The sequence below is a fragment of the Paenibacillus sp. FSL R5-0527 genome (assembly GCF_038008055.1).
GTDB classification, from domain to species: Bacteria; Bacillota; Bacilli; order Paenibacillales; family Paenibacillaceae; genus Fontibacillus; species Fontibacillus macerans.
In genome coordinates, this window is record NZ_JBBOYI010000001.1 from 803,587 (window position 1) to 825,000 (window position 21,414).

Consider the following 21,414-nt stretch of genomic DNA (forward strand, 5'->3'; position numbering starts at 1 on the left):
TATGCCACACAATCCGTTGGAACTAATGAACCAGGCGTTAAAGGAAGCGATTCTGGAGGCGATCGCCGCCGCCGGGCTGGCGCAGCCTGAGGAAATCCCGGCCATCGTGCTGGAAGTGCCGAAGGACAAGGCGCACGGCGACTTCGCCACCAATGCGGCCATGCAGCTGACGCGCATCGCGAAGAAAAACCCGCGTCAAATCGCCGAAGAAATTTTGGCCAAGCTGGATTATTCGAAAGCCGGGATCGAAAAGGCGGAAATCGCCGGTCCCGGGTTCATCAATTTTACGCTGGGCAAAGGGTATCTGTACCCGATCCTGCTGGAGGTTTACCGCGCGGGGGAAAACTACGGCCGCATCCAGCAAGGCAATGGGCAAAAGGCCCAGGTCGAATTCGTCAGCGCCAATCCGACGGGCAGCCTGCATTTGGGCCATGCGCGCGGCGCGGCGGTCGGCGACGCGCTTTGCAACTTGCTGGATTTCGCCGGATACGAGGTAACGCGGGAATATTACATCAACGACGCCGGGAACCAGATCGCCAACCTGAGCAAATCGATCGAAGCCAGATACCTGCAGGAGCTTGGACAGGACGCGGAAATGCCGGAGGACGGGTATCACGGCGAAGACATTAAAGGCTTCGCCCGGGAACTGGTGGCGGAACAAGGCGATAAGCTGCTGTCGATGGAGCCGGAGGCGCGTGCGGCTTTTCTGCGCAAATACGGGCTGGAGAAGGAACTGGCGAAAATCAAACGCGACCTTGAACGTTTCCGGGTCCGCTTTGACGTATGGTTCAGCGAAACTTCCCTTTACGAGGACGGGCAGGTGGAAGCTTCGCTCGCCGAACTGCGCGAGAAAGGCCAAACCTACGAGCAAGAAGGGGCAACTTGGCTCAAAACGACGGATTACGGCGACGACAAAGACCGCGTGCTGGTGAAAAACGACGGCACCTACACTTATTTGACCCCGGATATCGCTTATCACCGGAACAAATACGACCGCGGGTTCGACCGCATCATCAACATTTGGGGCGCCGACCACCACGGCTATATTCCGCGCGTCAAGGCGGCGATGCAGGCGATCGGCAAGGATCCGGAGAAGCTGATCGTGCTGATCGCCCAGATGGTCAGCCTGTTCCAGGACGGCGAGAAGGTGAAAATGTCCAAACGGACCGGCAAAGCGGTTACGATGGTGGACCTGATGGACGAAGTGGGCGTCGACCCGATTCGCTATTTCTTTACGATGCGCAGCATGGACTCGCATCTTGATTTCGATATGGATCTGGCCGTTTCGACTTCGAACGAAAATCCGGTCTACTACGTGCAGTATGCGTATGCGCGGATCTGCAGCATTTTCCGCCAGGCCGAAGAGCAGGGCATCAGCGTACCGGCGCCGGAAAACGCCGACCTGACCAAGCTGACGGCGGAGCATGAATTCGATCTGCTGCGGAAAATCGGCGAGCTGCCGGAGGAAATCGGCGTCGCGGCCGCCAACTACGCGCCGCACCGGCTGGTGCGCTACGTGTATGACCTGGCTTCGCTGTTCCACAGCTACTACCGGGCAGAGCGCGTCATCACCGACGACGCGGAGCAGACCGCGGCGCGGCTCGTGCTGCTTGGCGGCGTGCGGACGGCGCTCGCCAACGTGCTTGGCTTGATCGGCGTGTCCGCGCCGGAAAAGATGTAGCCGTTGCCGGCCGTGCCCTAAGGCCCGGACGGAACAAACAAGCCGCCTCCCCGCGGATACGGGGGAGGCGGCTTTTTGGCGCGCGGCCGCGCCTGTCCGCTCTGCCGGGCCATGCCCGTGCCGCTGCGCCGGCCTCCCGGCGCCGGGCCTAGCTCCGCCGCCGGGGCTTGGCGCGCAGCAGGCGGGCCGCGCTGACCTCGCCGGCGCCCTTTGCCTTGGCGCTGCTGGCGGAAGGGAGCGGGCGCGCGGTACGGCGCAGGCGGCGCTTGATCTCGCCCGGCTTCAGGTCGGGCTTCAGCGCCAGCAGCAGGGCCACGGCTCCGCTGACGTGGGAGGTGGCCATGGAAGTGCCGCTCATCTCGCGGTACCCTCCGCCCAGCCACGAGGACGTTATTTTTTCGCCGGGGGCGTAAATGTCGATGTACGGGCCGTAATTGCTGAAGGAGGCGATGCGGCCGTCCCGCCCGGTAGCCCCGACCGAAATGGTCAGAGGATACCGGGCGGGGTAATCGGCGCTCCGGCCTTTTTTGTCGTTTCCGGAGGAGGCCACGACAACGATCCCTGCGTTATGGGCTTTGCGAATGATGTTCTGCAGGGCTTCGCTGTTGCTTTTCATTCCGAAACTCATATTCACAATGTGCATCCGGTTGCGGACGCACCAGTCGATCCCCAAAATAATATCGGAAACGTACGCGGATCCGTTATGATCAAACGCTTTAACAGGAAAAATCAGCGAGCGGGGGGCCACGCCCATCATGCCTTGCGATCCGCCCGAAGCGGCGATGGTGCCGGCAATATGCGTGCCGTGGCCGTTGTCGTCGTAAGGAAGGCTAATCCGATTCAGCAAATTGATCCCCCTTGCCAAAGAGTGGCGCAGGTCGGGATGGGCGAAGTCGGCCCCCGTGTCGATCACGCCGATGCGAATCCGGTATCCGGTCGAGACGGACCACGTTTCCGGCGCGCCGATGCGCTTTACTCCCCAGGGAATCCCGGAATTTTGCCCTTTGCCGGAGGGAGCGGGACTATGAACGCTGACTCGGGAATCCTCCTCGACGGAAAGGCCGAATCGGGAGCGGGCCGCTTCCCCTCGCAAGCCAAGGGGACAAATCAGGGCCTGCAGCAGCGGCGAGGTTCGGATTTGCCGCAGCGCCGGATGCTTTCGCTTATGCTGAAACAACTGACGTACGCATTCGGCGTATTCGGCCGGATGCGGGAAGCGGATGATGTAGCGTCCGCTTTTTCCGGAGGTGTCGACATGTTCGTTCAAATAACGCAGAAATCCGGAATAGTCCATATTCAAGTAGCCCCTCCTGACGAAGCGTGTTGCAGTATAGTATGACAATCCTCTCTCCAGCGAGTGGGGAAGAGTCCTGTTTTGCGGGAAATGGGCCTCTGACGGAAGTTAGGCTGCAACATGGCGTGTCAAAGCGGGAATCTGGACATAGGATGAAGGGAAGGCCGTTTTGGCGGCTTTCGCCAACCTTGGGAGGGCCGCCAAGCCTTCTTTAGGGGAGGGTACAGTCAAGGGGCGAAGAACCGCGGGTTCTTCGCCTCCTTCCATTTTGGGGCCAAGACGCCCCGGGGGGCGGGCAACATGGCGGACGTGCTTCCGGTCCTGTTTTTAAAACTTGCAATTTAGTGGCAAATAGGTTTTACTAATGTGTGATATGGATATGTTAGTGAAGGAAAACGATCCGCGAGGGACGGTTTCGCCTTTGCTTTATAGTGAACTATTTGCGTGAGAGGAAGTGTCCGTAACGTGAGTACCCCGCTCAATTTGAACATCGACCCGGAGAAGGTTCAGGAAATCCCTATGGTCGACTTGGCCTTTATGATTCTGAAAGCGGCGAACACGCCGTATTACTACCGCGACCTGATGAACGAGGTTGCCAAGCTCCGCGGTATGACCGAGGAACAAATCAACGAAGCGATTGCTCAACTCTATACGGAAATTAATATCGACGGACGGTTTGCTTGCGTAGGCACCAATCTGTGGGGCCTTAAGCGCTGGTACCCGATCGACCGCTCGGAGGATCCGGTGGCCAGCTCCAAACGTCCGCGCATCATTAACGATGACGACGACGATCTGGAAGACGAGGATTTCGTGGAGGAAGAAGACGGATACATCTCCGACGAGGACGAAGACTACGACGCCTTGGACGAGGATGGGGACGACGAATTGTTCCCGGACGACGACGAAGACGATGTGGATGACGTCGAGGACGACACCCTGCTGGATGATGAGGAATTGGAGGACGAGGACGCCCTCGTCGACGAAGAAGACGAAGCGGAAAGCGAAGACGAGTACGACGACAGCGATGACGACGACTTGTAATGGGCTAGGACGTTTTTTTACCCGTTTTCCATGCGATAAAACGCCTTGAATTGTTCAACGCGTTCCCGCGGCGCCTCACTTGACACGGACAGGGGTAACGGGTAAACTATTGCATGGGCTTATGATTCAAACTTATAAAATAACGAATTTTCAAAAAAGTGCCCCGATTAACTCGGGTGTCACTTTTTTGTTTTTTTTAGATATAAGAATGTATGAGTCTCGGAGGCTCGGCTTCCTTATATCGCAAGAAAAACTACCGCTAAACGCGGTCTGTCTGCTTTGAAAGTACGTCGATAAACGTTTTTCTTATGCGCATTTGGCTATGCCGCCGTTTGTTGGGTTACGCTAATGATCGCTAACGTTCCAAAGTTCCCGAATTTCTGGAGTCCAATTTTTTTGAAACATGTACTATCTTTAGGAGGTTTTTAGCTGTGGCAAAATACATTTTCGTGACAGGCGGGGTCGTATCCTCGCTAGGGAAAGGAATTACGGCTGCGTCGCTGGGCAGGCTGCTTAAGAACAGAGGCTTGAAGGTAACGATCCAGAAATTCGATCCTTATATCAACGTCGATCCGGGGACGATGAGCCCCTATCAGCACGGCGAAGTGTTCGTCACCGACGACGGGGCCGAAACGGACCTTGATCTTGGCCATTACGAACGGTTCATCGACATTAATTTATCGAAGAACAGCAACGTAACGACGGGGAAAGTTTACTCTTCGGTCATCGGCAAGGAGCGCCGCGGAGAGTATCTCGGCGGTACGGTACAGGTGATTCCGCACATTACGAACGAAATCAAAGAGCGCGTGTTCCGCGCCGGGCGCGAAGCGGGTTCCGACGTGGTCATTACGGAAATCGGCGGCACCGTCGGCGATATCGAAAGCTTGCCGTTCCTCGAGGCGATCCGCCAGATCAAAAGCGATATCGGACGCGAGAACGTCATGTATATCCACGTGACGCTGATCCCGTACATTAAAGCGGCCGGCGAAGTGAAGACAAAGCCGACCCAGCACAGCGTCAAGGAGCTGCGCAGCATCGGCATTCAGCCGAACGTGATCGTCTGCCGGACGGAGCACGCCCTGTCGGACGACATCAAGGGGAAGATCGCCCAATTTTGCGATGTCGACCCCAGCGCAGTGGTGGAATGCCGGGATGCGGATACGCTGTATGAAGTACCGCTGAACCTGCGCGACGAAGGGTTGGACGAAATCGTCGTCAACCATCTCAAGCTGACGACGCCGATGCCGGATATGCGCGAGTGGGAAAGCCTTGTCGAGCGGATCAACAAGCTGGAGAAGACGGTGGAGATCGCCATCGTCGGCAAATACGTCGCGCTGCACGACGCTTATTTGAGCGTGGTCGAATCGCTGTCCCACGCCGGATTTGACGCAAATAGCGACGTGAAGATCCGCTGGGTGAACGCGGAAGAGGTGACGGACGCCAACGTGGTCGAACTGCTGCAAGGCGTCGGCGGCATTCTGGTGCCGGGCGGCTTTGGCGACCGGGGGATCGAAGGCAAGATTACGACGATCCGTTACGCCCGGGAAAACAAGATTCCGTTCTTCGGTATTTGCCTCGGCATGCAGGTGGCGGTGATCGAATACGCCCGTGCCTTGGCCGGCCTGCAAGGCGCCAACAGCTCGGAAATCAATCCTTCCACCGAGTATCCGGTCATCGATTTGCTGCCGGAGCAGAAGGATATCGAGGATCTGGGCGGAACGATGCGGCTCGGTTTATATCCTTGCAAGCTTGCGCCGGGTTCCCTGGCCATGCAGTGCTATAACGATGAGCTGGTGTACGAAAGACACCGTCACCGGTATGAGTTCAACAATGCCTACCGCGAAACGCTGGAACGCGTGGGGCTGCGTATTTCCGGCACTTCCCCGGACGGGCGGCTGGTCGAAATTATCGAACTGCCGGATCATCCTTGGTTTTTGGCGGTACAGTTCCATCCGGAGTTTACGTCCCGTCCGAACCGGCCGCAGCCGTTGTTCCGCGAGTTTGTCAAAGCGGCGATTACCCATTTGTCCTAAGCCCTTTTGGGCGTGACTCCGCGCTTGCCGGTTAGGCGGCACGGCGCGGAAATAGGCCGGGTTGTCCCGCTCTTCCCTCCGGCCCGAGGCAACTGTCTGAAATTCGGCCTGCGAAATTTTAAGTCTCTTTTTTCCAGTAGAGAAGGGATTTCCAAATTAAGGGCGAATACTTAGTATTACCAGGATTACAGGGTTGATTCGGTGGGAGGGTTTTTCCGTGGAAGAGAAGAAAGTGTTAATTGTCGACGATCAGAACGGTATCCGCATTTTATTGATGGAAGTCTTCAGCAGCGAAGGGTATAAAACGTTTCAGGCGGCCAACGGCAAAATGGCTTTGGAAATCGTCCGTAGCGATTCGCCGGATTTGGTGCTTCTCGACATGAAAATCCCGGGAATGGATGGACTTGAAATCCTCAAGCACATCAAAGAGGTCAATCCGGACATCAAAGTCATTATGATGACGGCTTACGGCGAGCTGGACATGATTAAGGAAGCGACCGATCTCGGGGCCCTGATGCATTTTACGAAGCCTTTTGACATTGATGAAATGCGAGTAGCGGTGAACATGCTGCTGAAAGGCGGCGCCGTCATTTAGTTGGTAGTGAACCTCCTTGAGGAGTTCTGGGCGATTTACGCTTGGGGTCCGCGAAGGGAGGTTCTTTTTTTCGATGCAGGAGGGGTATCCGCTTGGGTGGTGCAAGGCCGGATAACGCTCGAGGGACCGTTGACTCGGGATATGGTTGGTGGCGGTACGGCTGACCAAATGCATGGAAAGTGCAGGCGATTATTGTCGAAACAGTTCAATATGGTCGGTTCAAATGCAAAGATGCATTTCATTTACACCGATTTGATCAAAATTGCCCCCAGGCTCCATTATCAAATGCATTTTTGCATTTCATCGCTCTAAGTATCCGAATTCGGCACATTTCAAATGCATTTTTGCATTTCGTGAGAGTTGGTATATTCTGATTCGCATAGCCGGATTTCCGTTCCCCTATATACATGGGCCTTGCCGCTTCTCCCGGCGAAAGTGCTTGCTCCCGCAACCCGTAAAGCTCCAATAGTAATTTTGACAAGTTGTGGTATAATAAAAAAGTGTGTGAATGTCGGCTAAATAAGATAAAATCCCACATCCTTAGGAGGATTGAAACCAATGCCATTAGTATCGATGACAGACATGTTGAACAAAGCGCTTCAAGGCAAATACGCAGTGGGTCAATACAACATCAACAACCTGGAATGGACCCAAGCGATTCTCGCTGCCGCCGAAGAAGAGAAGTCCCCGGTAATCCTTGGCGTATCCGAGGGTGCAGCCCGCCATATGAGCGGCTTCTACACCGTTGTTAAAATGGTGGAAGGCTTGCTGCATGACATGAAAATTACCGTTCCTGTAGCCATCCATCTTGATCATGGTTCCAGTTTTGATAAATGTAAGGAAGCGATCGACGCCGGATTTACTTCCGTTATGATCGACGGCTCCCACCATCCGATCGACGAAAACATCGCCATGACGAAGAAAGTCGTTGAATACGCTCATGCCAAAGGCGTTTCCGTAGAAGCGGAAGTCGGTACCGTCGGCGGTCAGGAAGACGATGTTTCCGGCGGGATTCAATATGCCGACCTCAACGAATGCATCCGCATCGTAAATGAAACTGGAATCGACACGCTGGCTCCGGCACTTGGCTCCGTGCATGGTCCTTACCATGGCGAACCAAACCTCGGCTTCAAAGAGATGGAAGAAATCCGCGACGCGGTCAAGCTGCCGCTCGTATTGCACGGCGGGACAGGCATTCCTACCCATGACATCCAAAAAGCGATTTCGCTCGGCACTTCCAAAATCAACGTAAATACGGAAAATCAAATCGAGTTCACCAAGGCGGTTCGCGAAGTGCTTGCCGCAAAACCGGACGTATACGATCCGCGTAAGTACATCGTTCCGGGCCGCGACGCCATCAAAGCTACGGTTATCGGGAAAATCCGTGAGTTTGGTTCCAACAACAAAGCCTAAGGGCTTTTGATAGGCTTGCATATCTTCCTGTACGGGGAGCGTTGTCCGGTGTCATCGGACCGCCCCGGGGAACTGGCTGGTCCAGCTGAATAAGGTGACTTGGAAAGTACACCGCTTGCCGGTGTCTTTCCATTTTCACCGCAAATAACGTGGCTTAGGTTCGTTTGCCGACGCAAATACGTAGGGGGATCCTTGAACTTATGGAGAAATTAATGATCCGTGGCGGACGTCCGCTGCGCGGCAGCGTCTCGATCAGCGGCGCCAAAAACAGTGCGATCGCGTTGATTCCGGCTGCGATTTTGGCGGAATCGGAGGTCGTGCTCGACAATCTGCCGGTTCTGAGCGATGTAGCCGTGTACGCGGAAATTTTGGGAGAGCTCGGAGCCCGAGTTCAGTGGGAAGGCAACCAGATGCGCATCGATCCCGCCGACATCAGATCGATTCCGATGCCCAATGGACCCGTCAAGAAGCTGCGCGCTTCCTACTATATGATGGGAGCCTTGTTAGGACGATTTAAAGAAGCGACGATCGGTTTGCCGGGCGGCTGCAATTTTGAGCCCCGTCCGATCGACCAACATATCAAAGGATTTGAAGCGCTTGGCGCAACCGTGACGAATGAGCACGGATCGATTCATCTGCATGCCAAGGAGCTGCGCGGAGCCAAAATTTATTTGGATGTCAGCAGCGTAGGGGCAACGATCAACATTATGCTGGCGGCTACGCGAGCCAAAGGCGCAACGATTATCGAAAATGCGGCCAAAGAGCCTGAAATTATAGATGTAGCCACCCTGCTGAATTCCATGGGGGCGATTATTAAAGGCGCCGGAACGGAAACGATCCGGATCGAAGGCGTCACGGAGCTTAGAGGCTGCCGTCATTCCATTATTCCCGACCGAATCCAGGCGGGCACCTATATGATCGCGGCGGCCGCCACGCGCGGCGACGTCCTCATCGACGGGGTGATCCCCAAGCATCTTGAGGCGTTGACCGCCAAACTGCTGGAAATGGGCGCTGAGGTCGAAGAGTTGGATGAGAGCATCCGCGTTATCGGCCAATCCGCTTACGGACATGTCGATGTCAAGGCATTAGTCTACCCCGGTTTTCCTACCGATATTCAGTCCCCGATGACAAGTCTGCTAACTCAGGCCAACGGCGTAAGCGTGCTGAGCGACTTTGTTTACAGCAACCGGTTTAAGCACGTCCCGGAGCTGGTGCGTATGGGAGCGAAAATCCGGGTGGAGGGCCGTTCGGCGATTATCGAAGGTTCCAAGCTGAATGCGGCTAAAGTGAAAGCGGCCGATTTGCGAGCCGGTGCGGCGCTCGTAGTGGCCGGTTTAACCGTAGAGGAAGGGATTACCGAAGTATCGGGCGTTGAACTGATCGACCGGGGCTACGACCATCTCGTTTCTAATTTGCGGGCTTTGGGGGCGGACGTTTGGCGAGAGGCGGAATAACTTTTTCGCCCCTTGCATAAGTTCCCAAAGAACGGGAATAATAGGGTCAGAAGTCTATTATTTTATTTTTACTTCATAGATTCCAAAAAAATTGAATAGGTGGTTATTTTATTATGGATCTGCAAATCGCCGATTTGGAAGGGATGAAACTGACCGAGCTGTACAAGCTTGCGAAGCAGTATCAGATTCCTTATTACGGCCAGTTGAAAAAGAAAGAATTGATTTTCGCAATTTTAAGGGCGCAGGCAGAACAGAGCGGGCTGATGTTTATGGAAGGCGTGCTCGAGATTTTGCCGGAAGGGTACGGTTTCCTAAGGCCGATCAATTATTTGCCCAGCACGGAAGACATTTATATTTCCGCTTCCCAAATCCGCAAGTTCGATCTGCGTACGGGGGACCTCGTCTCCGGGAAGTGCCGGGCTCCGAAAGAAAATGAACGGTATTTCGGACTCCTTCAAGTCAACGCCGTCAACGGAGAGGATCCCGCCGCTGCCTCCGAACGGCTGCATTTCCCGGCGCTTACTCCGCTTTATCCGCAGAAGAAGCTCGTGCTGGAAACTTCCCCAACCCACTTATCCACCCGCATCATGGATTTACTTGCCCCGGTCGGACTTGGACAACGCGGTTTGATCGTGGCGCCGCCAAAAGCAGGGAAGACGCTGCTGCTCAAAGAAATCGCCAACAGCATTTCCACCAACAATCCCGATATCGAGTTATTCGTATTGCTGATCGACGAACGTCCGGAAGAAGTGACGGATATGCAGCGTTCGGTAAAAGGCGAAGTCATCGCTTCTACGTTCGACGAGCTTCCGGAGAATCATATCAAGGTGGCGGAGCTGGTACTGCAGCGCGCATTGCGGCTGGTGGAGCACAAGAAGGACGTCGTGATTCTGCTGGACAGCATCACGCGGCTCGCCCGGGCGTACAATCTGGTCGTTCCGCCGTCCGGCCGGACGCTTAGCGGGGGGATTGACCCTGCGGCTTTCCATCGTCCGAAGCGGTTTTTCGGCTCGGCCCGGAATGTGGAGGAGGGCGGCAGTCTGACGATTTTGGCTACCGCACTGGTCGATACGGGGTCGCGTATGGACGATATCATTTACGAGGAATTTAAAGGCACCGGCAACATGGAGCTGCATTTGGACCGCAAGCTGGCGGAGCGCCGTATTTTTCCGGCCATCGACATCCGCCGTTCGGGAACACGCCGCGAGGAAGTGCTGTTGACCAAGGAAGAGCTCGATACGATCTGGTCGATCCGCAAAAACATGAACGATTCCTACGACTTTGTGGAAGGATTCCTCAAGAAGCTGCGGGATTCGAAGACAAACGCGGAATTTCTGGCTTCCTTCGATACGGCGGGCGGCTCGCCATCCGCAAGCGGAAACGGGGGGGCACGCCGTCCGGTACGGACCAGTTCCGCTTCATCTTCGCCGCGGATGGGTTCGTCGTAGGCGAATGCCGGTTTGGCGCACGGTTGGGGCGTATAATGTTGAATATTGCCTAGTGAAGAGGAGAACATCATGCATTTAGTTTATGCCGACGCTGAGGGACAGGTTTATGATCATCCGGCGCTGTACGGGCTTGCCCGGAGCGGGGATATGGTCGTGGAAATTTTGGAGGATGAGTTGATCCCGCTGCCGGAGGGCGCTACGCTGGTGGGCCTGCCTTCCACACGGCCGATCGGGATGGATCCGGACACGGGCGAGATGAAACCGCTCCCCGGCGATGTGCAGGCCGTGGGGGCTTTGCTGCCGCAAGGATACACGCGGCTATGTCTTCCCGGTTATATCAAAACCGATAAAGAATACAAGCTGCCCTTGTTCGGTTACTCTGCGGTGGTCTGGAAGGACGGGCAATTTTATGTGACGGCCCGGCAGTCGGACGATCCTGAAAAATGGAATCCGCTCAATTGCGATCCGCTTGAGTTAAAAAATCAGGTGAAGGCTTTTAAAACGCGTTATCCGGAGAATCGGCTGTACGAGCATTTGTCGAACTGTGCGCTTGGCTATGAGTGCCTGACGGCTTCCAATACGTTTTTGAACCGGTGGGAAGGGGCCGTTCCGGTATCTTACTCTTGCAATGCGGGCTGTTTTGGCTGTATTTCCGAGCAGCCGGACGACAGCGGATTTGTGGCGCCGCAGACGCGGATGAATTTTCGCCCGCGCGTGGAAGAGCTGGTCGAAGTGATGCTGGAGCATTTGAAAACGCCGGAATCGATTATCAGTTTCGGCCAAGGCTGCGAAGGCGAGCCTTCCACGCAAGCGAAGCTGATCATCGATGCGATCCGCGAGGTGCGGCGGCAAACCGATATGGGCTACATCAACATCAATACGAACGCGGGGCTCTCCGATCATATCCGCGGCATCGTTGACGCCGGGCTCGATTTGATGCGGGTCAGCACGATCAGCGCGCTGGACGGCCATTACAACGCGTACTACAAACCGCGCGGCTACACGCTTGCCAACGTGGAGAAGTCGTTGAAGTACGCGGCGGAGCAGGGAGTATACACCTCGATCAACTATTTGATTTTTCCCGGCGTCACCGACCGGGAGGAAGAGGTTGAGGCGATGATCGAATTCGCCCGCCGCACCAAGCTGAAGCTGATTCAGCTCCGCAACTTGAACATCGACCCGGAAAGCTATCTGGAGCTGATCCCGAAAGCGCAGGGCGAGATCCTTGGAATGAAGCAAGCGATTGAAATTTTTCAGGAAGAATTGCCTGACGTGGTGATCGGCTCGTACACCCATGTGCCTCCGGCCGAGCTGGCCCGTGTCAAAGCCAAGTTGCATGGATAAAACAGGTAATTGCGCTGGCGGTATTAGCCGTGCTATAATGCTTTTATGTGTCATTATAACTCTGGGCACGATCTGAGGCTCAGGGCGGAAAGAGGTGAAAGTGATGAAAGAAGCTATTCAACCCAAATATCACGTGACTACGGTTACTTGCGCTTGCGGCAACACCTTTGAAACGGGTTCCGTTAAACAAGAACTGCGCGTTGAAATTTGCTCCAACTGTCATCCATTCTTCACAGGGAAGCAGAAATTCGTGGATGCCGGCGGACGTGTGGATAAATTCAAAAAGAAATACGGCATCTAAGTTCATACAACTGGAATTTAGAAACTATGACGAGGAACGTCTCTCTCCATCATCTGATGGCGGGGGGCGTTTTTTATATTTAGTGAAGTATTTTTGTTGGAGTTTCCGCTTTTGAGGAGTAAGAAAACCTGCAGCTTAGTGCGGCATTACTTCGGAGGTTTGCTAGTTTATGGCGGCGGGAAGGGCGGGAAGATTACAACATGCGCCAGGGAGGTGCTGATGATTCTTAATAAGGTGGAGGTGCTGTGTGGTGGAGTTTGAAGCTGTACATAAGGAGTGGCTTAAAGCGCATATGAAACTCCGTTCCGGCGAACGCAAAGGACGCTTGGAACGGGGGCACGGGCATGGTGAGGAAATGTTTTTGCGTAATGTGTGGTGGCCGCTGCGGAGGAATCTGGACGGCTTGCATCCGGAATATGAAATTATGGATTGGAGGGGCAGATCTTATTTTGCCGATTTTGCATGGCTGACGGAAGCGGTAAAGTGGATCATCGAAATTAAAGGATACGGCCCGCATGTTCGCGATATGGACCGAGGCGGTTATTGCCGTGAACTAAATCGGGAGCTTTTCCTGCAGGCGTTAGGGTTTCGAGTGATCTCATTCGCTTACGATGACGTAGAACGGCATCCCGAATTGTGCATCACGCTGCTGCGCATGCTGCTCAGCCGATACGAGGCGACCCGTTTGGCTGGTGTGGGAAAGATAGCCTTAAAATCTACGCTGCTGTTTGCCGCGCAGTTAGGCAAGTCGGTACGGCCAAAGGATGTGGCGGAATATCTGGGTGTTAGTCATCGGACGGCAGTCCGCTATTTGCAGCAGTTGTGCCAAATGGGCTGGCTGATCCCGCAATTAAGCGGGTCGTCAGGGCGGGTATTGATGTATGAGGTCATACGCAGAGACTGGGATGCATTTGAGTGGTAGATGGTTAGATGGTAAATGGTAGATGGTAGATGGTAGGCGGTTGGTTCGAGGCGAGTGGTAGAGGGAAGAGTAGAATAAATGAATGAGTAGTGGTGAACGAATGAGTGAGTGATGAGCAGTGACGCCGCTGGATAATTCGAAGGGATAGTTTATTTGCTCCAGCTCCAGCTTCGGTTTCGGCTCTTCGGCTCCGGGCTCAAGTGCAAAAGTGCAGTTGAAATGGCCCAATTCGAGTTATTTTTAGCTATGAAGTGCAAAAGTGCATTTGAAAATGGGGTTTGGAGACAAATTTGATCAAAATGACGAAAATGGCCTGCACTTTGCATTTGAATCGCGTAAACGGGTCCGTTTGGAGTGAATGAACTGCACTTTTGCATCTCTCAATTTTGAAATAAGGAGAGAATGTTTGGTAACAGCGGAATTTTGGCACGGCGTGTATAGCTCGGAACAGTGTGTGCATCGGAACAGTGTGTGCATCATAACAGTGTGTGCATCATAACAGTGTGGACATTGGAACATGTAGGCATCGGAACAAGATGGGCAACTCTAAACGACATTTACATCCCTAAACAACTTTGGCAATTATAAACAATATTGACACAATTCTAGACAATATTAACAACTCAGAACAACATGGTCGACTTAGCGCGACGCGTTCAACCTGGCACGACATGGTCCCAGCCGACTGCAGCCGATAGCCTTGCCGCTACGGACATGCAGCGCAGTCCTAAACCAAAAAAAGGCGGGAGACCAGGGGGAGACACCCCTTTACTCCAGCCTGTACTTAGTTTAGAGACGTTTGTTTTGTTAGGCACGCTGCACCGCTTACTTCTTAAATTCAACGCTTTGTTTGAGGCTTGTCCATTCCTCGCTGCTGATCAGCCCCAGCCGCCATAGGGCGATGCCTTTTAAGTCATAGCGCTTGGCCAAACCGGTCAAGGTTTTGACGGAGTTTTTATTTTCGCTGTTGAGGTTCAGCCCCAGGAGAAGCTTGCTCTTGCTCGTTTCCTTCAGTGCCAGCCGAATCGCTTCATCCACTTTATCCGCCGGTTCCGGGTTGCCGGTAGTTTGCCCTGCGCGGTAATCATAAGCCATAATAATGAGTTCGTCGGCGATTTTTCCTAGCTCTTTGTAATCATAACCTTGGTAAGACGAGTTCAATGGATGAAGCGCCAGCGAGAGCTTTAAACCGGCCGACTTCGTTTCCGTCGACAGCTGTTTGACGAAGGCGGTAAAAGCTTTGCGGGTGGCCGCTTTGTCGGTTGTCAGCCCCAATCCCTCAAAGTCGAGTATGATGCCTTGAAAAGCATTATCCTGCGCAGTGCTGACCATATCGGTTATCGCCTGCCGGCGCATCTCCGGATCCTCGACTACTTTGGTCAGTTCCCCTTTGGTATCCCCTGCGTAAACCATCAGGTACGGTATAGTGCGGGAGGCGGCAGCGTCGGCGATCAAACTGTCCGGCGTGGTGTCGCCGGCAGCTTCCGGCATTCTGAAGTCTTTGCCGGAGAGGGTGAAATTACCGGTCTCGTCGATCCGGCTCCAGCCGAACGCAACGGCATCCAGGCTTGGAATCGCCGCAACGTCCGAAAAGGACGATATCGCATAGAAACCCAGCGTGTACATCCTTTCCTGCGGCGAGGTAATAGATACCGTTCGCGTAGATTGATCCCAGTCGACATTCGCTCCAAACTGCTGGCTAAAGAAGCTGAGTGGAATCAGCGTATTGCCATCGACGGAGCGGGGGGCTACCGCCAGCGTCACGGAGGAACCGTTAACCTTGGCTGTTTTATTATCCAACGTCAGCTGTACGCGGATTCCTTCCGGGCCCGTGCCTTTGACGGCGGTAATCGTTTTGGCGGCCTGATTCCAGGTGACTTGAATTCCTAGAGATTCGGATATTGAACGAAAAGGAACCATGGTCGTGCCATCAACGATGATAGGTTCACCGGAAAAAGCCAGCGGGTATCCGTCCAGCATAATTTGCACCTTTGCGGCTGCGTTTGCCTGAGGAAGTCCAGCCCCGGTTATGCCTCCGGCCAAAATGGCAGCAGCAAGGAAAAGTTTCCCGATCGGTTTCATTCGTTTCTCCTCTCGTTTTCTAAAACTTTTCTTCCATTCTACTAATATATCAGAATTATACCAGAATAGGAGAGAAGTTGCATGGGCGGATGGCGGTACCGGTTCGTGCGGGCGGTTTGGCAGCGCCGCCAAGTTCTTCCCCTTGGTTGCATTTTATACAGGCATGAGATATACTTATTTTCACCGTGCTAGATGGGGAGGTAGCGGTGCCCTGTAACTCGCAATCCGCTGTAGCGAGGTTGAAGTCCTGTTAGAGGTCTTGCCGATGTGAGGTCCGGTCTTTACGACAGACGTTGACGGACGGGTCCTCCGCAAAGAGTACCTGTGAACCTGGTCAGGTCCGGAAGGAAGCAGCCATAAGCAGTGCCACTCTTGTGCCGGAGGGTTGCCTGTCCCGAGTTATGCCGTAAAGGTGCCGCTCGGATCGCAATGATCAATAACAGGTGCACGGTTTACATAGCGCATAACGAAGACACCTTTTGCCTGCGGGCTAGGGTGTTTTTTTATGTAAAAAAATGGTTGATCCCGGTTGATTGCGGATTAGAAGTTTTGCTCGTCCCGGGAGTATAGTATAATAAGGAAACGACAAACGTCGCTTACTGGAAGGAAAGAGGTGCCGCATATGGAGCATGTTGCGCTGTACCGCGCTTGGCGGCCGCAGTCGTTTCAAGACATGGTGGGGCAACAGCATATTATCCGGACGCTGCAAAATGCGATTCGCGAACAGCGGTTGTCTCACGCCTATCTGTTCAGCGGTCCGCGGGGGACGGGTAAAACCAGTGCCGCCAAAATTTTGGCCAAGGCCGTGAACTGCGAAAAAGGGCCGACCGCAGAACCGTGCAACGAATGCGATGCATGCCGGCGAATTACCGCCGGAGCGGTCATGGATGTGCTTGAAATTGACGCCGCTTCCAACCGGGGGGTCGAAGAAATTCGCGATCTGCGCGAGAAAGTGAAATATGCCCCGACGGAAGTGCGGCAGAAGGTTTATATTATCGATGAAGTTCACATGCTGACCACGGAAGCGTTCAATGCGCTCCTCAAAACGTTGGAGGAACCGCCGCCGCACGTCATGTTCATTTTGGCGACGACCGAACCCCATCGGCTGCCGGCTACGGTTATTTCCCGCTGCCAGCGCTTTGATTTTCGCAGGGTATCCTTAGAGGAGCAAAGCGAGCGTTTGAAACTGATCTGCGAAAAAGAAGGCATCAACGCCGAAGATGAGGCTATCCAGTATATCGCCCGATTGTCCGACGGGGGGATGCGCGACGCGCTCAGCATTTTGGACCAGATTGCGTCCTTCTCCGGCGGACAGGTCTCCTACCGGCAGGTTCTGGAAATGACCGGGGGAATCGCCTCCCGGCAGTTTGCCGAACTCGCTCAAACGCTGTTGGCCGGCGATGTCGGCGGCATGCTGCAAATGATCGACGGATTTATGCAGGAGGGCAAAAGCGCCGATAAATGCATGGAGAATCTCCTTTACTATTTTCGCGATTTGCTGATGGTGAAGATGGTGCCGCAGGCGGACAAGTTGACGGAGCGTGTGCTGGATCCCCGGGATTTTGCGGAAATCGCGGAATCCTTTTCGAAATCGCAGCTGTTTAAGATCATCGATACGTTAAATCACTATCAAACGGAAATGAAATATGCGGTTCAACCGCAAACGTTGTTCGAGGTGGCGCTCCTGAAAATCTGCACGATTCCTAAGGAGGATGCCGGCGGGACTTCGGCGGGCGCGCGCGGCTCCGCGGCGGACGTTTCGGAGGTCGGCCAGCTGAGACGCCAGCTTTCCGAGCTTGAAGCGAAGCTGGAACGAGCGCTGCAGGGAGGATTGCCGGCGGGAGCCGGAGGAGGCGGCGCATCCGGGGCGGCGGCGGGCAACCGTCCGGCAGCCCGAAGTTCCGCTCCGCGGGTCGCGTCTAAAGCCAAGATCCCGTCCAATTTGGACCGGTATATCGCCGAGCGGCATAGTCCGGCTTTTATGGAGGTTCAGAATAAATGGAATCAGATCCTGCAGGCCGTTAAAGAGGAGAAAGTCACCATCCATGCCTGGTTTATGAACGGCGAACCGGTTTCCGTGCTGGAAGACTCTGTTTTGGTCGCTTTCAAGAACGATATTCACCGCGAAACGACGGAGAAGCCCGCTAATAAGCAGCTCATCGAAAACGTGATGGCGCGCCAGCTTGGCAGCCCCTGCCGCCTGGTGACGATGATGCTGAAGGACTGGAACGATGCGATTCAGGGAGCGGCGGAGCCGCCCAAGGAAGCGTTCGAGCTGGAGCCCCCGCCCGAGGATGGCGGAAGCAGCAACAGCAAGGAGCCGTGGGTGGACGAAGCGTTGAATTTGTTTGGCGATGATCTGGTCGTGATCAAGGAATGATTTTGCCGGAGAAGCGCATCGTATTTTTATGGTATGTTTACAGTGTTGCAATCCCGAAATTCTGACCAATTAAAGGAGATGTGAATCGCGTGAACAATATGAATCAAATGATGAAACAAGTGAAAAAAATGCAGGAGCAAATGCTGAAGGCGCAAGAGGAACTCGGCAGCAAAACGGTGGAAGGCAGCGCGGGCGGCGGTGTCGTTACGGTCCAAGCGAACGGACATAAAAAAGTGCTGTCCCTGACCATTAAACCGGAAGCGGTCGATCCGGATGACGTTGAAATGCTGCAAGACCTCGTGCTCACCGCAGTTAACGATGCCCTGAACAAAGCGGAGGAGCTTGCCAATCAGGATATGGGCAAGTTTACGGGCGGCATGAAGATTCCCGGCCTGTTCTAATTTTTCAACTGAAGGAGAAAGCCCAAATTGTATTATCCCGAACCGATCGCGAAGCTGATCGACGCTTTTACCCATTTGCCCGGAATCGGCCCCAAAACGGCCGCAAGGCTTGCTTTCCATGTTCTGCACATGAAGGAAGACGATGTGATCGATTTCGCCAAAGCTTTGGTGAGCGTGAAGCGAAATCTTCACTATTGTTCTGTTTGCTGCAACATCACGGACACCGATCCTTGCCGAATCTGCCAGGATAAGACTCGCGATCCGTCCGTCATTTGCGTGGTGCAGGAATCGAAGGATCTGGTGGCGATGGAACGCACAAAGGAGTTCGATGGCTATTACCACGTGCTGCAGGGAGCGATTTCGCCAATGGAAGGCCTGGGTCCGGACGATATCCGGCTAAAAGAGCTGTTAAACCGCTTAAGCGATGAGCGCGTCAAAGAGCTGATTTTGGCGACGAACCCGAATATCGAAGGCGAGGCTACCGCCATGTACATCTCGCGGCTCGTGAAGCCGTTTGATATCCGTGTAACCCGAATCGCTCACGGCTTGCCGGTCGGCGGGGACCTGGAATATGCGGATGAGGTAACGTTGTCCAAGGCGCTGGAAGGCAGACGCGAATTAAATTGATGCCGGCATCATGAACAGAAGGACTTTGTACCCTGAATTTACGTTCGGGGGCAAAGTTCTTTTTTGTTTTGGAGCTTCCTCTAATGCTAATCGCGGTCCTGTGCATGGAGAGTGTGCCGGCAGACATTTTTATGCCGGTTCGAGGTTCTAAGTTTGTCCGCTTCCCTATAGACATGAAATAAACCGGATTGAGGAGGCGATCGGACTTGAAGCTGTGGGGGATCTGGAATGCGGATCGCGAAGCTGTTTTGCGGATGGACGAGATGATGAAGAACAAGCAGCAGATCTATATGGAAGTGGTCAAGGCGCATAAGGAATGGGAGCGGGCTTATACCGCGTTCCAGGAGGCGATCGGCACGGATGAGGTGGACGTGGCGATCTACACGCTTGAGGCGGCGGAGAGGAGATATCAAATTCAGCTAAGAGCGGCAAAACAGGCAAACGTGGATTGGAACGTATTCCAGAACGGATCGTTTTAGGCGAATTAGTCTATAATCGGTTCTTATTCTAATGGGGGATGAGTTATGAGGCTTGTACTGACCTGCGTTCTTGTAGCTTCGGCGGGGCTGCTTTTGTACGTTTTGCTTTCGCGGAAACCGGGTTTTGTTTGGTTGACGCGTTTAGGGCTACACATGGTTCTTGCGGCGTTGGGCATTTACGTCATAAATTTTTCGGGTTTGCTGACGGAAGTATACATTCCCTTAAACCCTGTAACCATAAGCACTGTACTTGTCCTAGGTTTGCCGGGCGTCGCATTGCTTGTGGGATTGAAATTAACCATGATCTAACAGTTGACTCCGCTTTGTTTTGTATGGTACATTATTAATCGCTTCTTCACGAGGTCAGGCTGAACAAGGTTGTTGAACAAATAACTTTTAAAAAAAGTGTTGACTAAAGAATGAAGAGTATGATATATTAAAAAGGTCGCTGCTGAAATGAAATTAGCGACAAAATAAGATGAGATTGAGCTCGGCGTTATGCCGAATTGAATATCATCATGAATGGTTTGATCTTTGAAAACTGAACAACGAGTGAGTATTAAATGAGAATTAAAATTCTCGTCAGTAACTGATTGAGCTAATCGCTCTTTCAAATAAACTTGGGTGATTCGTTCATCCAACCTTTATTGGAGAGTTTGATCCTGGCTCAGGACGAACGCTGGCGGCGTGCCTAATACATGCAAGTCGAGCGGACCTGATGGAGTGCTTGCACTCCTGATGGTTAGCGGCGGACGGGTGAGTAACACGTAGGCAACCTGCCCGTAAGACCGGGATAACTACCGGAAACGGTAGCTAATACCGGATAATCAAGTCTCTCGCATGGGAGGCTTGGGAAAGGCGGAGCAATCTGTCACTTACGGATGGGCCTGCGGCGCATTAGCTAGTTGGTGGGGTAACGGCTCACCAAGGCGACGATGCGTAGCCGACCTGAGAGGGTGAACGGCCACACTGGGACTGAGACACGGCCCAGACTCCTACGGGAGGCAGCAGTAGGGAATCTTCCGCAATGGACGAAAGTCTGACGGAGCAACGCCGCGTGAGTGATGAAGGTTTTCGGATCGTAAAGCTCTGTTGCCAGGGAAGAACGTCCTGTAGAGTAACTGCTACAGGAGTGACGGTACCTGAGAAGAAAGCCCCGGCTAACTACGTGCCAGCAGCCGCGGTAATACGTAGGGGGCAAGCGTTGTCCGGAATTATTGGGCGTAAAGCGCGCGCAGGCGGCTGTTTAAGTCTGGTGTTTAATCCTGGGGCTCAACCCCGGGTCGCACTGGAAACTGGACGGCTTGAGTGCAGAAGAGGAGAGTGGAATTCCACGTGTAGCGGTGAAATGCGTAGAGATGTGGAGGAACACCAGTGGCGAAGGCGACTCTCTGGGCTGTAACTGACGCTGAGGCGCGAAAGCGTGGGGAGCAAACAGGATTAGATACCCTGGTAGTCCACGCCGTAAACGATGAGTGCTAGGTGTTAGGGGTTTCGATACCCTTGGTGCCGAAGTAAACACATTAAGCACTCCGCCTGGGGAGTACGGCCGCAAGGCTGAAACTCAAAGGAATTGACGGGGACCCGCACAAGCAGTGGAGTATGTGGTTTAATTCGAAGCAACGCGAAGAACCTTACCAGGTCTTGACATCCCTCTGACCGCTGTAGAGATATGGCTTTCCTTCGGGACAGAGGAGACAGGTGGTGCATGGTTGTCGTCAGCTCGTGTCGTGAGATGTTGGGTTAAGTCCCGCAACGAGCGCAACCCTTGACTTTAGTTGCCAGCATGTAATGGTGGGCACTCTAGAGTGACTGCCGGTGACAAACCGGAGGAAGGTGGGGATGACGTCAAATCATCATGCCCCTTATGACCTGGGCTACACACGTACTACAATGGCCGGTACAACGGGAAGCGAAGG

Annotated in this window: 17 protein-coding genes, 1 rRNA gene and 1 other RNA gene (1 of these 19 only partly in view); 17 read left to right on the forward strand and 2 right to left on the reverse strand. The window is 53.8% G+C overall.

Features of this window, described 5'->3' with window-relative positions:
• The first annotated feature begins 1 nt into the window (after nucleotide 1).
• On the forward strand, nucleotides 2-1,681 hold the full coding sequence (argS, locus tag NYE69_RS03660) for an arginine--tRNA ligase (RefSeq protein WP_340924062.1): 1,680 nt from the start codon (nucleotides 2-4) through the stop codon (nucleotides 1,679-1,681).
• A gap of 148 nt (nucleotides 1,682-1,829) precedes the next feature.
• On the opposite strand, the gene NYE69_RS03665 is transcribed toward argS, so the two are convergent.
• Nucleotides 1,830-2,975, reverse strand: coding sequence for a S8 family peptidase (locus NYE69_RS03665; RefSeq protein WP_124333526.1), 1,146 nt, complete (start codon nucleotides 2,973-2,975; stop codon nucleotides 1,830-1,832).
• Between the two features lie 465 nt (nucleotides 2,976-3,440).
• On the opposite strand from NYE69_RS03665, the gene rpoE reads away from it, so the two are divergent.
• From rpoE to NYE69_RS03710, 9 genes are all read left to right on the forward strand, one after another.
• Nucleotides 3,441-4,016: a DNA-directed RNA polymerase subunit delta gene (gene rpoE, locus NYE69_RS03670; RefSeq protein ID WP_328269554.1), complete on the forward strand. Its 576-nt coding sequence runs from the start codon at nucleotides 3,441-3,443 to the stop codon at nucleotides 4,014-4,016.
• Nucleotides 4,017-4,447: 431 nt separating this feature from the next.
• Nucleotides 4,448-6,049: a CTP synthase gene (locus NYE69_RS03675; protein ID WP_340924067.1), complete on the forward strand. Its 1,602-nt coding sequence runs from the start codon at nucleotides 4,448-4,450 to the stop codon at nucleotides 6,047-6,049.
• Nucleotides 6,050-6,266: 217 nt separating this feature from the next.
• On the forward strand, nucleotides 6,267-6,644 hold the full coding sequence (locus NYE69_RS03680) for a response regulator (RefSeq protein WP_340924071.1): 378 nt from the start codon (nucleotides 6,267-6,269) through the stop codon (nucleotides 6,642-6,644).
• A gap of 558 nt (nucleotides 6,645-7,202) precedes the next feature.
• Nucleotides 7,203-8,057 (forward strand): class II fructose-bisphosphate aldolase, encoded by an 855-nt coding sequence (locus NYE69_RS03685; RefSeq protein ID WP_036618005.1) that lies wholly within the window; start codon nucleotides 7,203-7,205, stop codon nucleotides 8,055-8,057.
• Between the two features lie 200 nt (nucleotides 8,058-8,257).
• Nucleotides 8,258-9,511 (forward strand): UDP-N-acetylglucosamine 1-carboxyvinyltransferase, encoded by a 1,254-nt coding sequence (locus tag NYE69_RS03690; protein ID WP_340924075.1) that lies wholly within the window; start codon nucleotides 8,258-8,260, stop codon nucleotides 9,509-9,511.
• A 113-nt stretch (nucleotides 9,512-9,624) separates the two neighbouring features.
• Nucleotides 9,625-10,959, forward strand: a complete 1,335-nt coding sequence (gene rho / locus NYE69_RS03695) for a transcription termination factor Rho (protein WP_328269556.1) — start codon at nucleotides 9,625-9,627, stop codon at nucleotides 10,957-10,959.
• 69 nt (nucleotides 10,960-11,028) lie between these two features.
• Nucleotides 11,029-12,303 carry a radical SAM protein gene (locus NYE69_RS03700; protein WP_340924078.1) on the forward strand — a complete coding sequence of 425 codons (1,275 nt, stop codon included), beginning with the start codon at nucleotides 11,029-11,031 and terminating at the stop codon, nucleotides 12,301-12,303.
• A gap of 103 nt (nucleotides 12,304-12,406) precedes the next feature.
• Entirely contained in the window at nucleotides 12,407-12,604 is a 198-nt protein-coding gene (rpmE, locus tag NYE69_RS03705) for a 50S ribosomal protein L31 (protein ID WP_036617998.1), read from the forward strand.
• Nucleotides 12,605-12,854: 250 nt separating this feature from the next.
• A complete protein-coding gene (locus tag NYE69_RS03710; RefSeq protein ID WP_340924085.1) occupies nucleotides 12,855-13,526 on the forward strand; it encodes a hypothetical protein in 672 nt (223 codons plus the stop codon).
• Between the two features lie 825 nt (nucleotides 13,527-14,351).
• Here the strand turns inward: NYE69_RS03710 and NYE69_RS03715 are convergent.
• On the reverse strand, nucleotides 14,352-15,608 hold the full coding sequence (locus tag NYE69_RS03715) for a stalk domain-containing protein (RefSeq protein WP_340924088.1): 1,257 nt from the start codon (nucleotides 15,606-15,608) through the stop codon (nucleotides 14,352-14,354).
• Between the two features lie 183 nt (nucleotides 15,609-15,791).
• Here NYE69_RS03715 and ffs point away from each other — a divergent pair.
• The 7 genes from ffs to NYE69_RS03750 form a co-directional block, all read left to right on the forward strand.
• An RNA gene (ffs, locus tag NYE69_RS03720) (signal recognition particle sRNA large type) lies at nucleotides 15,792-16,059 on the forward strand.
• Nucleotides 16,060-16,230: 171 nt separating this feature from the next.
• Nucleotides 16,231-17,988, forward strand: a complete 1,758-nt coding sequence (dnaX, locus tag NYE69_RS03725) for a DNA polymerase III subunit gamma/tau (RefSeq protein ID WP_340924092.1) — start codon at nucleotides 16,231-16,233, stop codon at nucleotides 17,986-17,988.
• Between the two features lie 89 nt (nucleotides 17,989-18,077).
• Entirely contained in the window at nucleotides 18,078-18,389 is a 312-nt protein-coding gene (locus tag NYE69_RS03730; protein ID WP_036617993.1) for a YbaB/EbfC family nucleoid-associated protein, read from the forward strand.
• Between the two features lie 27 nt (nucleotides 18,390-18,416).
• Complete coding sequence (recR, locus tag NYE69_RS03735) at nucleotides 18,417-19,016, forward strand: recombination mediator RecR (protein ID WP_036617992.1); 600 nt, start codon at nucleotides 18,417-18,419, stop codon at nucleotides 19,014-19,016.
• Between the two features lie 254 nt (nucleotides 19,017-19,270).
• A complete protein-coding gene (locus tag NYE69_RS03740) occupies nucleotides 19,271-19,495 on the forward strand; it encodes a DUF2508 family protein (protein ID WP_412761721.1) in 225 nt (74 codons plus the stop codon).
• Between the two features lie 45 nt (nucleotides 19,496-19,540).
• Nucleotides 19,541-19,804, forward strand: coding sequence for a pro-sigmaK processing inhibitor BofA family protein (locus tag NYE69_RS03745; protein WP_036617990.1), 264 nt, complete (start codon nucleotides 19,541-19,543; stop codon nucleotides 19,802-19,804).
• Nucleotides 19,805-20,139: 335 nt separating this feature from the next.
• Nucleotides 20,140-21,414: ribosomal RNA gene (locus tag NYE69_RS03750) — 16S ribosomal RNA — on the forward strand; it runs 279 nt beyond the window's last position.